Here is a 15,471-nt window from a genome sequence, read left to right as displayed (position 1 = left end):
CAATGGCGCCCACGATACCGGAAATGCGCAGGCAAAAAGACAGCGCCTGCAACGGGAGCGCTATGCGCAATGTCCCGGCAGGCGCTGCCAAAAGCTGCAGTCCTGATGCTGTGTGTGCACGGAATGTGTGGGCTGAAGGGTCACCCAATGACCTTGGTCAGATTGGGCAGGATCAGAATCAGTGTGGTGGCGAACAGAATAAGTCCCGCCTGACGTACTTTCGAATGTTTGAACATGGCTGACTGCCTTTTGTTGTTATTCCTGAGCGTCAAATACGTGCCGGTCAATTTCAGTATTGCGCTGTGGCGTGACACTTTTCTTACAGCTGCTCCAGCAAAACCCGGCAGCAGCCTCCTACTGATTCAACCTTAGAGCCCTCGTTCTGCGTGGCTTAGATCCATTTCATATCAGCTAAGCAATATTTGCGCTAAAAAAGGCATGAGGCTTAACGCCATCTTGGCGCCAGACCGTTGGCTAGACAGCTAAAACGATTAACCCACTGATGGCCCGCACTGCCTACCGTTCGTCCGAGCGTGGGGGTCAAAAGCAATGAGCGCATCCGTCATTGAAACCGTGTCAATCGGGCCTAAGGTAAGGGGCACACATGCACAGCGGTTCGAGGACGTCATGACCCAAGCTTTGATCTTTGATGCGATACGCACGCCCCGTGGCAAAGGCAAGGCTGACGGCGCCTTGCACAGCGTCAAGCCGGTAAACCTGGTGGCCGGCCTGCTCAATGCGCTGGCCCAGCGCACTGACCTCGACACACATCAGGTGGATGACATCGTCCTCGGTTGTGTCACTCCCGTGGGCGACCAGGGCGCCGACATCGCCAAGACCGCTGCGCTGGTGGCGGACTGGGACATCAGCGTCGCCGGCGTGCAGGTCAATCGCTTCTGCGCCTCGGGCCTGGAAGCGGTGAACCTCGGCGCGATGAAGGTGCGTTCCGGCTTTGAAGACCTGGTGGTGGTCGGCGGCGTCGAGTCCATGTCCCGCGTGCCCATGGGCAGCGACGGTGGCGCCTGGGTGCTGGACCCGCAAACCAACCTGCACAGCCACTTCACCCCCCAGGGCATCGGCGCGGACCTGATCGCCACCCTGGAAGGCTTCACGCGCGAGGATGTGGACGCCTTCGCCCTACATTCCCAGCAGAAAGCGGCCAGGGCCCGTGCAGACGGTTCCTTCAACAAATCGCTGATCGCGGTGCAGGACCAGAACGGCATCGTATTGCTCGACCACGATGAGTTCATCCGTGGCGACTCCACCCTCGAAGGCCTCGGCAAGCTCAAGCCCAGCTTCGAAATGATCGGGCAGATGGGCTTCGACGCCACCGCGCTGCGGGTCTACAGCCATGTCGAGCGCATCCACCACGTACACACCCCCGGCAACAGTTCCGGGATTGTCGACGGCGCCGCGCTGATGCTGATCGGCTCCGAAGCCAAGGGCCGCGAGCTGGGCCTGCAACCCCGTGCACGCATCGTCGCCACGGCGGTGACCAGCACCGACCCGACCATCATGCTCACCGGCCCTGCGCCGGCGACGCGCAAGGCCCTGGCCAAGGCCGGCCTGCGCGTGGAAGACATCGACCTGTTTGAAGTCAACGAAGCGTTTGCCTCGGTGGTCCTCAAATTCATCAAGGACATGGGCATCGACGCTGCCCGGGTCAACGTCAACGGCGGCTCCATCGCCATGGGCCATCCCTTGGGCGCCACCGGCTGCGCGATTCTCGGCACCTTGCTCGATGAGCTGGAAACACGCCAGCAGCGCTACGGCCTGGCCACCCTGTGTGTCGGCGGTGGCATGGGCATCGCCACCATCATCGAACGGCTCTGAGCCCAAGGAATCCATCATGACCCAAGCCATTCGCTACGAAAAAGGCCAGGACCGGATCGTCGTGCTGACCCTCGACATGCCCGGCCAGAGCGCCAACACCATGAACGGCGCGTACCGCGAGGCCATGGCCGCGACGGTCGAACGCCTGGAAGCAGAAAAAGACACGCTGGCCGGCGTGGTCATCACCTCGGCGAAGAAGACCTTTTTTGCCGGCGGCGACCTCAATGAACTGATCAAGGTCGACAAGGCCCACGCCAAGGATTTCTACGACGGCGTACGGGTGCTCAAGGCGCAACTGCGCCGCCTGGAAACCCTTGGCAAGCCGGTGGTCGCCGCGATCAATGGCGCAGCGCTGGGCGGCGGCTGGGAGATTTGCCTGGCGTGCCATTACCGGGTCGCGCTGGACGACAAGTCGGTGCAACTCGGCCTGCCGGAAGTCACCCTGGGTTTACTGCCTGGCGGCGGTGGCGTGGTGCGCATGGTGCGCCTGCTCGGGCTGGAAAAGGCCTTGCCGTATTTGTTGGAGGGCAAAAAAGTCCGCCCACAACAAGCGTTGCAGGCCGGATTGATCAACGAACTGGCGGCAGATCGCGATGAGTTGCTGGCCAAGTCCTGCGCCTGGATTCTGGCCAATCCCGAGGCCCGACAGCCTTGGGACAACAAGGGTTACCAGATCCCCGGCGGTACGCCCTCGAACCCCAAAGTCGCGCAGATGCTGGCCATCGCGCCGTCGATCCTGCGCAGTAAAACCCAGGGTTGTTTCCCCGCGCCGGAGAAAATCCTGTGTGCCGCCGTGGAAGGCGCCCAGGTGGATTTCGACACCGCGCATTTGATCGAGACCCGCTACTTCACCGAGCTGGTGACCGGGCAAGTGGCGAAAAACATGATCGGCACCTTCTGGTTTCAACTCAATGAAATCAACGCCGGCAGCTCCCGGCCGCGAGGCTTTGCGCCCTATGTCACGCGCAAGGTCGGCGTGCTCGGCGCCGGGATGATGGGCGCGGGTATCGCCTACGTCAGCGCCAGCGCCGGGGTCGAGGTGGTGCTCAAGGACATCAATCTGGCGGCGGCCGAGAAGGGCCAGGCACACTCGGCGGCGTTGCTGGACAAGAAAGTCAGCCGTGGGCAATTGAGCGCCGAACAGCGGGAAACCATCCTCGCGCGGATTCATCCTACGGCCGAGGACGCAGACTTGGCCGGCTGCGATCTGATCATCGAAGCGGTGTTCGAAGACCGCGAACTCAAGGCCAAGGTCTCCGCGGCGGCGCAACGTGTGGTCGGTGCCGACGCGGTGATCGCCTCCAACACCTCCACCTTGCCCATCAGCGGGCTGGCAACGGCGGTGCCGGACCAAGGCAAGTTTATCGGCCTGCATTTCTTCAGCCCGGTGGACAAGATGCCCCTGGTGGAAATCATCAAGGGCGCCCACACCTCGGACGAAACCCTGGCGCGAGGTTTTGACTTCGTACTGCAAATCAAGAAAACCCCGATTGTGGTCAATGACAGTCGCGGCTTCTTCACCTCGCGGGTGTTCGGCACCTTCACCAACGAAGGCATTGCGATGCTTGGCGAAGGCGTGGCGGCGCCAATGATCGAGACCGAAGCGCGCAAGGCCGGTATGCCGGTAGGGCCGTTGGCGGTATCCGATGAAGTGTCCCTCAGCCTGATGAGCCATATCCGACAGCAGACGGCCAAGGATCTACAGGCCGAAGGCAAGGCCGTGCCGACGCATCCGGCGACGCTGGTGATTGATCTGTTGGTCAACGAGTACAAGCGCTTGGGCAAGGCGGCAGGCGGCGGTTTTTACGATTACCCCTTGGGTGGCCAGAAGCAGCTGTGGCCGGAACTGAAAGCGCGCTTTGAGCGACCTGATCAACGCATCTCTGCGCAGGATGTGCGCGACCGCTTGCTGTTTATCCAGGCCATCGAAACCGTGCGTTGCGTGGAGGAGGGCGTGCTGATGTCCACGGCTGACGCCAACGTCGGCTCGATCTTCGGCATCGGCTTCGCCGCGTGGAGTGGCGGCGCGTTGCAGTTCATCAATCAGTATGGCCTGAACGACTTTGTCGCCCGCGCCCGCTATTTGGCCGAGCAGTATGGTGAGCGCTTCACACCGCCTGCGTTGCTGCTGGAAAAAGCCGCACAGGGTGCTAGCTTCTAGCAGATGGGCGCACGGGCAGGGCTTGCCTTGAAGGGGTATTTCAAGGCAGGCTCTGGGCTGTGCATTATTCCCATCACCGTGTCAGGTATTTTTTATGTCGCTACGCGTCTGCATTCTGGAAACCGATGTCCTGCGCCCGGAGTTGGTGGATCAATATCAGGGTTATGGGCAGATGTTCCAGCGTCTGTTTTCCCAGCAGCCGATTGCGGCCGAGTTCATCGTCTATAACGTGATGAATGGCGATTACCCGGCGGACGACCAGTTGTTCGATGCCTACCTCGTCACCGGCAGCAAGGCCGACTCCTTCGGCACCGACCCATGGATCCAGACCCTCAAGACCTACCTGCTCAACCGCTACGAGCGCGGCGACAAACTGTTGGGCATCTGCTTCGGCCACCAGTTGCTGGCGCTGCTGCTGGGCGGCAAGAGCGAGCGCGCGAGCCAAGGCTGGGGCGTGGGCATCCACAACTATCAAATGGCCGCCAAGGCACCGTGGATCAGCCCGGTGGTGGAGGAACTGACCCTGTTGATCAGCCACCAGGACCAGGTCACCGCGCTACCGGAAAACGCCACCGTCATCGCCTCCAGCGATTTCTGCCCGTTTGCCGCGTACCACATCAATGATCAGGTGCTGTGCTTCCAGGGCCACCCGGAATTTATCCACGATTACTCCCGCGCCTTGCTGGATATTCGCCAGCAGAACCTCGGCGAGCAGATCTACAGCAGCGGCGTGGCCAGCCTGGAACATGACCACCACGGCGTGACCGTGGCGGAATGGATGATGCGCTTTGTGGCGCACAAGCCCGGCGCTGCGGCTTAAAGCCAGCCCGAACGCTTGAAGCTGGCCCACAGCCCGGTGCAGCCAAATGCGATAAACCCGAGCACCGCAAAATAGCCGTAGTGCCATTGCAGCTCGGGCATGTTCTGGAAGTTCATCCCATAAATTCCCGCCACCGCCGTGGGGAACGCAAGGATCGCCGCCCACGCGGCGAATTTGCGCTGCACCACGCTCTGGCGCGAGGCCTCCAGCAACACACCGATCTCGATGGTCTGGCTGGCGATATCGCGCAGGGTGGTGAGGTCTTCCATCTGCCGCGTGACGTGGATCTGCACATCACGGAAATACGGGCGCATGTTCTTGTCGATAAACGGAAAGCTCAGCTTCTGCAGCTCCTGGCTGATCTCCACCATCGGTGCCACATAACGCTTGAGCCGCAGTACATCGCGGCGCAGGCCGTGAATCTTCTGGATGTCGCGTTCACTCAATGAGCTGCACAGCACGTTGCGCTCCAGCTCATCGATCTCGGCATGGATCGCTTCGCTGACCGGCTGGTAGTTCTCGGTGACGAAATCCAGCAACGCATAGAGTACGAAATCTTCCCCATGCTCCAGCAATAGCGGCCGCGCCTCACAGCGCTGGCGCACAAAGCCGTAGGACGCCGAGTGACCGTTACGGGCGGTGATGATGTAGCCGTTGCCGGCAAAGATATGGGTCTCGATAAACACCAGCTTGCCGTTCTCGCGCACCGGTGAGTAGGTGACGATAAACAGCGCATCGCCGAAGGTTTCCAGCTTCGGGCGGCTGTGTTTCTCCAGGGCGTCTTCGATGGCCAGTTCATGCAGGTTGAACTGGCGTTGCAGATTGGCCAGCTCCTGGGCGTTGGGTTCTTCCAGGCCGATCCATACAAAGTGGTTGGGTTTGGCGGCCCAGGCCGCGCCTTCGTCAAGGGTGATATCCGTAACTTTCTTACCGGCGCTGTAGACGGCGGCCGCAACAACTCTACCCATGGTGCTGATCACTTCTTATTAGGAGGACAGGTGTTGGGCAGCTTAGCCTGAAAGGCGTTCCATTGCGGCTGCTCACTGTGCCGAGCGAGCTAGTTGTGGCGAGCGAGCTTGCTCGCGCTGGGGCGCGAAGCGCCCCCAAAGGCTTAGCCCACCCGCAACTCAAGATCCATCTGCGCAATGCAAGCTTCCATCTGCGCCTGACACGCCTGCATCAACCTCGGCACGTCATCCACCGTCATCCCAACCGTAGGAATCGGCGGCAACGAGCGTATGAGCACATCACCACTGTTCCAGCGATTCAGCCGCATATGCGTGACGTAATTGCTCACGCACACCTGCACGATCGGCACGCCGGCCGCAATCGCCATATGGAACGCGCCTTTCTTGAACGGCAGCAACCCCTTGCCCAGATTGCGCGTACCTTCCGGGAACACCCAGATCGACGTGTCCTTGTGTTGCAACGTATCGGTGGTGGTGAGCATCGCCCGGCGCGCCTTGTGCGCGTTGCCCCGGTCGATCAGCACATTGCCCGCCAGCCAGAACAACTGGCCGAACAGCGGCACCCACTTCAGGCTTTTCTTGGCGATGCACACGGTGCGATAGGGCACCACGTTGCCAAACACAAACAGGTCATAGTTGGACTGGTGGTTGGCGATGATCACGCAACCGCTGGGCTTGTCTCGCAGCGAATCCACATCGGTCTTGACGTTCAGCCCCAGGATCCACATGGCCGGCAACGCATAGAGGCGTGCGCACAGGCGACTGTTGTCCGGGTTGAACGGCCGGCAGATCCCGACGAGCACGCCTAGCACGCCCGCGATCATAAAATGCAGGCCCATCAACAACATACGCAACAGAAAAAGCATCGACACGGCCTATCGAGACAAAAGGTGGCGCAGTGTACGGATGTGCACTGTATTCGGCAATTACCCCTGTAGAGGTAGGAGATAGGCGATGTTTTAGTACATGTTTCAACATGTGCCAGCAGCGGCTGGCTAGAGCGGCTAAAGGTGTTTCGGATTTTTTTGTAAGAAAAAGCCCGACTCAAGGTCGGGCTCTGGTATTGCGGATGTAGGCGGTCAGCTCAGGTTATGGCCCTGATCCTGGATGATGGCATCGTCCAAGGCCTCCAGCAGCGCTTTGCGCACCTTCAATTTGGTGTGCTTGTGCGCATTCATATTGATCTTCTTCAACTGGCGTGCGGCTTCCAGGGCGGCAGCGTGCAGTTCTTCAGGCGCCACCACCTTATCCAGGAAGCCAGCCTGCAACGCGCCCTGCGGGTCGAACATCTCGGCATTGATCACCGAACGATGAAACGCCGATTTGCGCAGACGATCCCGCGCCAACTCGATCCCGGCGTGGTGCATGGTCATGCCGATGGCCACTTCATTCAGGCCAATGCTGAACGGGCCTTCGACGCCAATCCGATAATCCGCCGACAACAACAGGAACGCACCTTTCGCCACCGCATGCCCAGGGCACGCCACAATCACCGGGAACGGGTGCGACAACAGGCGGCGCGCCAGGGTCGAACCCGACGTCACCAAACCGATTGCCTCTTTAGGACCGGCAGTCATGACCTTCAAATCATAACCACCGGACAAAATCCCCGGCGTGCCGGTGATGATCACCACCGCCCGATCCTTCTCCGCCTGATCCAGCGCTGTATTAAACGCACTGACCACATCGGGAGAAATGGCATTCACCTTGCCGTTGCTCAACGTCAGGGTCGCGATACCGTCTTCGAGGTGGTAAGCAATCAACTCACTCATGACGCGGTTCCTTGTAGGACTTGTTATAGATAGGCTGTTTATAGACGAGCATGCACAGACGTTACCCACCACGCCCGTCTCGGTAAAGCGCCATGACTGACTACCCAGTCAGACTTTTCCCGCTTACCCAGCGCTGGGCGGCCTAGGGCAGGGGACAACAGCCTCCCCGGGCGTGCGCTGCCGGTGCCCGAGAATGGCAGAAACACCGCCCCTTGCCGGGCATGGAATGGCATATCCCGCTAAGCGCATGAAAATTCTGAAAAAAACCTTTGCCATCTGAAAGGCTTTCGACTACATTAGCGCGCCTCGACAGACTGAACTGGTTTGACGAGATACGGTGAAGTGTCCGAGTGGCTTAAGGAGCACGCCTGGAAAGTGTGTATACAAGAAATTGTATCGAGAGTTCGAATCTCTCCTTCACCGCCACATTAAGTAAACACAAACCCCCGGTTTTCCTAGAGGAAACCGGGGGTTTGTGGTTTCTGGCGTCTGAAAAATCGCTATATGGGACGGATCGGGGACTGGGGCTCTATTTGGCTGCGCAAAAAGAGCCAGCCGGATGAGTGGCTGACCTTGGCCGGCAATGCGCTTGGGGTGGCAGTGGAGGGGGGGCACTAAATGGCTTTCGGAGGTTGCGAGTTCACGATTTTTTGAATGGCCGCTTCTGACGGTAAATGAGACGACCTTCCTCTTTACAGGTAATTCACGATAAAGGTGACTTCCGAATTGGCGCTGCCAGCTTGGAGGGTGCTGTCCGCCAGGCGAATATAAGCGGCGGTTAACGGGATTTTGAAGTCGGTACCCGTGGTGTTGAACCCGCTGAATACATAAGGCGTGTTTAGCACAATGGGTTGGCCTGCATCGTTCTTCAGCTGCAAGCCGATGCCTTTGGCGGTGGATGCGCCGCTCAGTGCGACAATGCCTTTTTGCGCGTCGATGACCGGCGTATTGGCCTGGAGTTGGTAAGTGACTTTTTGTATTCCTCGTTGGCAGTTGTTCAACGACAGGTCGAATTTTATGGGGCGAGGCGCGTCGCCAGTGTTGTCGAATTCAAACAATTGGTAATCGTCACCCATCGCCACAAATACCGACGGTGTTTGGCAGGACGCAGCATTCACCGTCACTGGATTGATTAGGTTGAACGTGATTACTTTCAAGTTATCGCCTCGGAACTCTCCCAGTGAGATTGCAGGGACCGGGCTCTGTGATAAAAGCTCGCCAGACTTGATGATTTCAAGGCGGTAACTTGTAGAGGGGTAGAAAAAGGTGATGTTACCGGATTCAAGTGCTGGCGTGGCTACATAAAAGCCACCGAAATATATTCGGAACGAGAGCCCTGGCACTCCTAAAGGAAAGACCGTTCCAGTGGTCGCACTACCCAAAGCAGGATTGACGTTAAAGCCGAGTGTTGCGTTTTGGCAATAAAGGTCAAACTTTGGCATTACCGCGGAAGTTTCCGAGTAAAGTACCGTTCCGTTCGGTACATCTTGGGGTGTCGTAATGCTCTGAGTTAGATTTTTTCCGAAATTAATGGTAAGTGCGCTGCTATTCGAGGCGCAGGCTGCTGCAGCACTCGATGAGTAAGCCTGGCCAATAAACTTTTCCAAAGCGTCATGTTGATACCGATAGAGTTTTCTGAACAATGAAGCACTCTATTCAGCATCGAAACCCGCGAATATCAGACGTTCCCTAATTTATGGCTGTGCCTTTTCCGCCTGTTCATCGGGCTTTAGTGATCGCGCCACTCATGTATTCATTCAAGTCGCGCAGGTCCTGGATGGTCCACGTATGCGGCGCGAGCTTTACCCCGTTCTCCCGCAAGGTGCGTGGAATCAAGTCGCCATTGGGGCGAAGGATGATCGAAGACACGATGACGCCCGGGTAATCATCCAGCCGTTTCTTGAAGGCAGGTGTAGTCAGGTTGGGCGTAGGCGGGGTGCTTTTATTGGCCAGTGGTTCTGTGGCTTTGAGGTCGGCTCCGTGACACATGGCGCATCGCTGTGAAAAGAGATTCTTGCCGTTGCTATTCTCCGCGAGGGAGAGTGACGCGTGTATCAGCGATAAAAATCCCAACGCAGCGATGAGTGACATCCTCATTGATAGATGGCCTTTTTCATAAAGAAGGTTTGGGTCGAGAGGGGGCCGCGAGTGCTCAGGCCCCCATGACTCATTATGCCTGCACGTACACCCAAGCCGTCAGCCCTGACGCCAGGGCTACCGACACCCGCTTGTAGTCCGACACTTCATACGCATCCGCCGCCGCCAGTTCTTTCTCGGTGATCTGAAAGACCATGCCCTCCACGCTGTGGCCGTTTTCGGTCGTGGGCGCCACGATCGGGTGATGGGTTTTGCCGCTGGTGGCCAGCACTTCGGGATCGGTGATCTCTACCCAGCTTTTTGTGTAGCCGAGCATTGCATCGTGCTGGCCCGCCAGCTCGCGGCCGAAGTTGGCCAGTTGTACGGCTTTGTCCTGCAATGTGCCGTAGGAAAAAAGCAGCACGGGGGGCTCGGTGGAGCGTTCCATTTGGGTTCCTTAAGGGGTCAGGCAAGCAGGTCTTCGTAGAAGGCGCCGTAGGGTTTGCTCGGGTGGGCGATCTGGATTTCGAGGATCCACAATCCCGCATTCGGGTAGTGCTCGAAGTCGCCGAGGTCGCCGCCACGGTGGATGGCGTGGGGGAAGTCGCTGACGCGGTGGCCCTTGATGTCGAGGTTCAGTTGCCAGCCCATGGCCCGGGCTTGTTCTTCGGCGTAGCGGTAGAGTTCGAGGCCGACGACCTGGTCGTTTTTCCAGCGGGCCTGTACGCGGTCGAACAGCGCTTTGGCGGCGCTGGCGCAGGCGATCATGTCTGCATCGTTGCCGGTGGTGAATGTGGCGCCGGCGTCACCTTCGTGGCCTTGCCATACGGCGCCCATGTCGATGAAGAAGATATCGTCTTCGCCCAGCACCGGATCGCCTTCGGAGCGCTGGTTGAAGGCCTTCAGCGTGTTGGCGCCGAAGCGCACCAGCAGCGGGTGCCAGATGCGTTGCATGTCGAGGTCGGCGAGGACTTGTTTGCCCAGTTCTCGGGCTTCGGACTCCAGCATGCCGGGGCGGATGCGTTGGGCGAGGTGTTCGATGGCTTGCCAGGTCATGGCCTGGGCGTAGCGCATGGATTCTATGCTGTAGGCGGCGCCCACGGCTTCCTTGGGTTGTGCGGTCACCAGCTGTTCCTCGGCTTGTGTAGGTTTTTTCGTTATGCTTTTTACTATATAGCGATGGGGTGGTGGAGTGACAGTGCAAATTGTGGGGGCTGGCACACCGTTATCGCAGGCAAGCCAGCTCCCACATTTTTGGCCTGGGGGGTGTCAGATGTGCAGCCATGCCAGGCTACCGAGCACGACCGCCACTCCCGCCGCCGCATACGACATCCGTTTCAACCACTCCTTCCTCGTCAACAACGTAATCGCCGCCAGCGAGATCGCGATCTGAATCGCGGTCATCGCCTGGGCCCAGCGGTGATGCTGGTGCAGCGCCTGTTCCGACTTTTCATCCCATGCCTTCGAGGTAGCCTCAAGCTTCTCGGCCTGTTTGCGCACGTCTTCTTTCTGGCTCTTGTAGCGCTCGATCTCGTCCTTGTAATGCGCCGCGTCCACGCCGGGAATGTGGGTGGCCAGTTCCGCCAGGTTCTGCCGGCTGGACTTGGCCTGGTAGTAGTTCCACTGGTTGGCGGCTTCGGTCTTGATGATGGCGGCGTTGTTCTTCCATCGCCGCTTCGCTTTCGGTGGAGCCGGCCTGGTAGCTGAGCATGGCGCCAAGGGTGGCCATCAGTGCCGTCATCACGGCAATGCGGCTGGCGAAATTGTCCCCGCGGCCGTGGGCATGTTCGGTGGTGTGTTCGATGTGTTTTTCGTGGGGGCTGGGGACTTCGAAGGCTTCGGACATGGCGACGGCTACGCACGGACTGAGGGAGCCTGATTCTTCACCAGCCGAGCTGTCTCAAGCCTGTACGTAACGCCCGGATCAGCCAGCCGTACACCGCGACATTGATCGCCACCACCACGGCGCCCAGCACCAACTGGATATCCGGCGTCAGCCCGGCGGGATAAATCAGCGCGAGGATGTAGTGTTCGATAAACCCGGCGCCATAGCCGTCCTGCCCGGCGAGGTGGCGCAGCAGGTTTTCCCAGCGGGTCAGCGGGCAGGGCAGGTGCAGCACCTCGACGGCGATGCCCCATGCCACGGCGGGCAGGTGCAACCACATCACGCGGTGCCATTTGAGGGCGAGCAACCCGCCAAACAACACGAACAGGATAAAGCTGAGGTGAAACAGCACCAGGCTGTCGGCGGCAAGGCGGTAGAGCATCGTGGGCACTTCAAAAGGAGAGGCGCACAGTCTAAAGGGTTGCTTGCCGGCAAGCGTGACCGTTATTGTGCTGAATCCTTTTAGTCCTTCCTCCCAGGATCTGTTTTGATGAACGCACCGCGTACCGCCGGCCCGATCAAGGCCGTGATTTTCGATATGGACGGTTTGTTGCTGGATACGGAAGGCATCTACACCGAAGTCACGCAGATCATCGCCGAACGCTATGGTCGCACCTATGACTGGGGGATCAAGCAGCACATCATCGGCCGTGGCGCGCAGGACTTGGCCGAGTATGTGGTCAAGGCGCTGGACCTGCCGATCACCCCGGCGGAGTTCCTGGTGATTCGCGAGCCGCTGATGAGCGAGCGCTTTCCCAAGGCCCTGGGCATGCCCGGCGCCGAAGCGCTGGTGCGGCACTTGAAGGCGCACAATATTCCGATTGCCGTGGGCACCAGTTCGTCGCGCAATTCGTTTGGGCACAAGACCACGTTGCACCGCGAATGGTTTGGCTTGTTCGATACCATCGTCACCGCCGATGACCCGGAAGTCGGCGCCGCCAAACCTGCGCCGGATATCTTCCTCACCGCCGCCCGCCGTTTGGGCGTTGCGCCCGAGGATTGCCTGGTGTTCGAGGATTCGCCGTTCGGTGTGACCGCTGCGAAGGCCGCCAACATGACCGCCATCGCCGTGCCGGATGAGGCCATGGCCGACAGTAAGTACCAGCATGCGGATCAGATCATTCGCAAGCTCGCCGAGTTTGACCTGGCGGCCTACGGCCTGCCGCCATTGCGCTGACTGAACTCGGTCAAAAACTGTGGGAGCTGGCTTGCCTGCGATGGCGTCCTCAAGACCGCCATCGCAGGCAAGCCAGCTCCCACAGTGGGTTTTGCGGTGTTTCTGAAGTCTTAGGCGCTGAAACCACCGTCGATGGTCAGGCTGGCCCCCGTAATGTAGCCGGCCTCTGGGCCCGCCAGGTACGCCACAAAGCTCGCAATCTCTTCCACATGCCCATACCGCCCCACCGCCATCAACCCGATCAGGCTCTCGGCAAAGTCACTGTTCGCCGGGTTCATATCCGTGTCCACCGGCCCAGGCTGCACGTTGTTGATGGTGATGCCGCGCGGCCCCAGATCCCGTGCCAAACCCTTGGTCAGGCCCACCAGCGCCGCCTTGCTCATCGCATACGGCCCACCGCCACCGAAGGGCATGCGCTCGGCGTTGGTGCTGCCGATATTGATCACCCGACCACCATCACCCATGTGTTTCGCCGCTTCCTGAGTCGCGATAAACACGCTGCGCACGTTGATTGCCAGGGTCTGGTCAAAATCTTCCAGCTTGAAGTCTGCCAGCGGGGCGATGGCCAGTACGCCGGCGTTGTTCACCAGGATGTCCAGGCGGCCAAAGGCTTCGACGGTGGCGTTGACCGCGTTGCGGATGGCGTCGGCACTGGCGCTGTCGGCGTGGATCGCCAGGGCTTTGCCGCCGGCGCTGATCACGCTGTTCTGCAATTCTTCAGCCTTGGCGGCCGAGCTGACGTAGGTGAAGGCAACCGCTGCGCCCTGTGCGGCCAGGCGCTTGACGATGGCGGCGCCGATGCCACGGGAACCGCCTTGAATCAAGGCGACTTTGCCGCTGAGGTTTTGTGTGGTCATGTCGATCTCCTAGCTGTTCAAGGCGGAATGCCTTGTTGTTGGAGCCGAGTATCCGCCTCGCCCCGGGGCGCCGGTAGACCGTGATTGCTATAGTCTGTGTAAACCAAAAGTTTAGAGTGAGGCGATATGGAAAGCTTTGGCAGTATCGAATGCTTTGTGCGCAGCGCCGAAGGGGGCAGTTTTGCCGAGGCTGCGCGGCACCTGAGCCTCACCCCGGCGGCGGTGGGCAAAAGTGTCGCCAAGCTGGAGGCGCGCCTCGGTGTGCGCCTGTTCCAGCGCAGCACTCGGCGCCTCACCCTGACCGAAGCCGGCAAGCTGTTTCTTGAGGAAGTCAGTGGCAGCCTCACCACTATCCAAAATGCCGTGGCCAACCTGGCGAGCGCCGAAGGGCGGCCGGTGGGCACCCTCAAAGTCAGCATGGGCACGGTGTTTGGCAACCGCTATGTGGTGCCGCTGCTGGGGGCGTTCATGCAGCGCTTCCCGGATATCAGCCCGGATTGGCACTTCGATAACCGCCAGGTGGACCTGATCGGCCAAGGTTTCGATGCGGCCATCGGCGGCGGTTTTGAGCTGCCCCAGGGCGTGGTGGCGCGCAAGTTGACGCCGGCCCATCGGGTGTTGGTGGCCGCGCCGGATTACCTGGCGCAACGCCCGCCGGTCAATGCGCCAGAAGACCTGGCGCGCTGTAGCGGTATCCTGATCCGCTCCCCGCAAACCGGGCGCGTGCGTTCGTGGCAACTGACCAGCGCCGAGCGCGAGCACCGCCCGCTGGTGCTCAAGCCGGGCATGACCATGAGCGACTCCGAAGCCGCCTGCTGCGCCAGCGCCCAGGGCTTGGGCATTGCGCTGGTGAGCATGCCGATGGCCGTGCCATTCCTGGACAGTGGCGCGGTGGCGCGGTGGTGCGGGTGTTGCCGGATTGGTATGTGGACGACGGCAATATCTCCATCTATTACGCCGAGCACAAGTTGTTGCCGGGCAAGACCCGGGCGTTTGTGGATTTCATCATCGAGCAGTTTGCCGAGCAGCAGTGGGGGCGGCGGTTTAGTGCGGTTTAATGAGTCTGGTAGACCGAGTCGCCGGCATCGCAGGCAAGCCAGCTCCCACAGGGGAATGCATTCCAAAGTTGCAATGCGATCAACTGTGGGAGCTGGCTTGCCTGCGATGGCCGCACCTCGGTCTACCGCCCGAACTGTCCCGGCCAGCCAATGACTTTCTTCGGCCGCGGTGTCGCATACGTCCTGATCTTCGACGTCGACAACCCCAGTCGCACCAACGCCTCCGCAATCGTCACCGCCGCCGTCACCCCGTCCACCACCGGCACGCCGGTGCGCTGGCGAATCTGCTCGTCCAGCCCGGCCATGCCGCCGCAGCCCAGGCAGATCACCTCGGCCTTGTCTTCGCTGATGGCCAGTTCCGCTTGGCGCACGATGGCCTCCATCGCGGCCAGCGGGTGTTCTTCCAGCTCCAGCACCGCCATGCCGCTGGCCCGCACCGAGGCGCAGCGTTGGTACAGGCCGGCGAGTTTCAGGCGGTCTTCGATCAGCGGCACCGTGCGGTCGAGGGTGGTCACCACCGAATAGGCGTGGCCCAGAAACATCGCGGTGCTGGCGGCCGCTTCGGTGATGTCCACCACCGGCACGTTCAACAGCTCCTGCAACCCTTCGCGGCCGTGTTCGCCGTAGCCGGCCTGGATCACCGCGTCGAAGGGTTGATCGTAGGCCATCACCCGGTCCATCACCGCGATGGCGGCCAGGTAGCTTTCAAAATTGCCCTCCACCGATTCCGCGCCGAAGTAGGGCGTGAGCCCGACAATCTCGGTGCCTGGCGCGGCCACGGCCCGTGCCTGCTGGGCGATGGTGTCGGTGATGGATTCGGTGGTGTTGACGTTGACCACGAGGATGCGCATGGAATGTCCTTGA

The 15,471-nt window shown here is 60.1% G+C and carries 14 protein-coding genes, 1 tRNA gene and 2 pseudogenes; 6 read left to right on the top strand and 11 right to left on the bottom strand.

Features of this window, described 5'->3' with window-relative positions; translation table 11 throughout:
- Positions 1-627: 627 nt before the first annotated feature.
- The 3 genes from PSH87_RS20965 (at position 628) to PSH87_RS20955 (ending at position 4,814) form a co-directional block, all read left to right on the top strand.
- The gene (locus PSH87_RS20965) at positions 628-1,833 is read left to right on the top strand and encodes an acetyl-CoA C-acetyltransferase (protein WP_305430955.1); all 1,206 of its coding nucleotides are present in this window, start codon (positions 628-630) and stop codon (positions 1,831-1,833) included.
- A gap of 16 nt (positions 1,834-1,849) precedes the next feature.
- A complete protein-coding gene (locus PSH87_RS20960; RefSeq protein ID WP_305430954.1) occupies positions 1,850-3,994 on the top strand; it encodes a 3-hydroxyacyl-CoA dehydrogenase NAD-binding domain-containing protein in 2,145 nt (714 codons plus the stop codon).
- Between the two features lie 94 nt (positions 3,995-4,088).
- The gene (locus PSH87_RS20955; protein ID WP_305430952.1) at positions 4,089-4,814 is read left to right on the top strand and encodes an amidotransferase; all 726 of its coding nucleotides are present in this window, start codon (positions 4,089-4,091) and stop codon (positions 4,812-4,814) included.
- On the opposite strand, the gene PSH87_RS20950 is transcribed toward PSH87_RS20955, so the two are convergent.
- From PSH87_RS20950 to PSH87_RS20940, 3 genes are all read right to left on the bottom strand, one after another.
- Positions 4,811-5,782, bottom strand: coding sequence for a magnesium and cobalt transport protein CorA (locus PSH87_RS20950; protein ID WP_017739237.1), 972 nt, complete (start codon positions 5,780-5,782; stop codon positions 4,811-4,813). The genes PSH87_RS20955 and PSH87_RS20950 overlap by 4 nt on opposite strands.
- A gap of 143 nt (positions 5,783-5,925) precedes the next feature.
- Complete coding sequence (locus PSH87_RS20945; protein WP_305430951.1) at positions 5,926-6,648, bottom strand: 1-acyl-sn-glycerol-3-phosphate acyltransferase; 723 nt, start codon at positions 6,646-6,648, stop codon at positions 5,926-5,928.
- Between the two features lie 213 nt (positions 6,649-6,861).
- The gene (locus PSH87_RS20940) at positions 6,862-7,554 is read right to left on the bottom strand and encodes a crotonase/enoyl-CoA hydratase family protein (protein ID WP_017739235.1); all 693 of its coding nucleotides are present in this window, start codon (positions 7,552-7,554) and stop codon (positions 6,862-6,864) included.
- Between the two features lie 336 nt (positions 7,555-7,890).
- Here PSH87_RS20940 and PSH87_RS20935 point away from each other — a divergent pair.
- Positions 7,891-7,980 (top strand) — tRNA-Ser (locus PSH87_RS20935).
- A gap of 266 nt (positions 7,981-8,246) precedes the next feature.
- Here the strand turns inward: PSH87_RS20935 and PSH87_RS20930 are convergent.
- The 6 genes and pseudogenes from PSH87_RS20930 to PSH87_RS20905 form a co-directional block, all read right to left on the bottom strand.
- Positions 8,247-9,197, bottom strand: coding sequence for a fimbrial protein (locus PSH87_RS20930; RefSeq protein WP_305430950.1), 951 nt, complete (start codon positions 9,195-9,197; stop codon positions 8,247-8,249).
- Between the two features lie 76 nt (positions 9,198-9,273).
- Positions 9,274-9,651, bottom strand: a complete 378-nt coding sequence (locus PSH87_RS20925) for a c-type cytochrome (protein WP_305430948.1) — start codon at positions 9,649-9,651, stop codon at positions 9,274-9,276.
- Between the two features lie 73 nt (positions 9,652-9,724).
- Entirely contained in the window at positions 9,725-10,078 is a 354-nt protein-coding gene (locus PSH87_RS20920) for a gamma-glutamylcyclotransferase family protein (protein ID WP_305430947.1), read from the bottom strand.
- Positions 10,079-10,095: 17 nt separating this feature from the next.
- A complete protein-coding gene (locus PSH87_RS20915; RefSeq protein WP_305430946.1) occupies positions 10,096-10,755 on the bottom strand; it encodes a M24 family metallopeptidase in 660 nt (219 codons plus the stop codon).
- Positions 10,756-10,899: 144 nt separating this feature from the next.
- Positions 10,900-11,476: pseudogene (locus PSH87_RS20910) on the bottom strand (DUF4337 domain-containing protein).
- 37 nt (positions 11,477-11,513) lie between these two features.
- Positions 11,514-11,897, bottom strand: a complete 384-nt coding sequence (locus tag PSH87_RS20905) for a DUF2784 domain-containing protein (protein WP_305430945.1) — start codon at positions 11,895-11,897, stop codon at positions 11,514-11,516.
- 108 nt (positions 11,898-12,005) lie between these two features.
- On the opposite strand from PSH87_RS20905, the gene PSH87_RS20900 reads away from it, so the two are divergent.
- Entirely contained in the window at positions 12,006-12,692 is a 687-nt protein-coding gene (locus tag PSH87_RS20900) for an HAD-IA family hydrolase (protein WP_017739227.1), read from the top strand.
- Positions 12,693-12,802: 110 nt separating this feature from the next.
- Here PSH87_RS20900 and PSH87_RS20895 read toward each other — a convergent pair whose 3' ends face one another.
- A complete protein-coding gene (locus PSH87_RS20895) occupies positions 12,803-13,549 on the bottom strand; it encodes a 3-oxoacyl-ACP reductase family protein (RefSeq protein WP_305430943.1) in 747 nt (248 codons plus the stop codon).
- A gap of 126 nt (positions 13,550-13,675) precedes the next feature.
- On the opposite strand from PSH87_RS20895, the pseudogene PSH87_RS20890 reads away from it, so the two are divergent.
- A pseudogene (locus PSH87_RS20890) lies at positions 13,676-14,607 on the top strand (LysR substrate-binding domain-containing protein).
- A gap of 122 nt (positions 14,608-14,729) precedes the next feature.
- Here PSH87_RS20890 and PSH87_RS20885 read toward each other — a convergent pair.
- On the bottom strand, positions 14,730-15,458 hold the full coding sequence (locus PSH87_RS20885; RefSeq protein WP_305430941.1) for an aspartate/glutamate racemase family protein: 729 nt from the start codon (positions 15,456-15,458) through the stop codon (positions 14,730-14,732).
- Between the last annotated feature and the right edge of the window lie 13 nt (positions 15,459-15,471).

Source organism: Pseudomonas sp. FP453, from assembly GCF_030687495.1.
Classification (GTDB): domain Bacteria; phylum Pseudomonadota; class Gammaproteobacteria; order Pseudomonadales; family Pseudomonadaceae; genus Aquipseudomonas.
The sequence above is the reverse complement of the archived record's forward strand: the minus strand, read 5'-3'. Positions and strand labels throughout refer to the sequence as shown.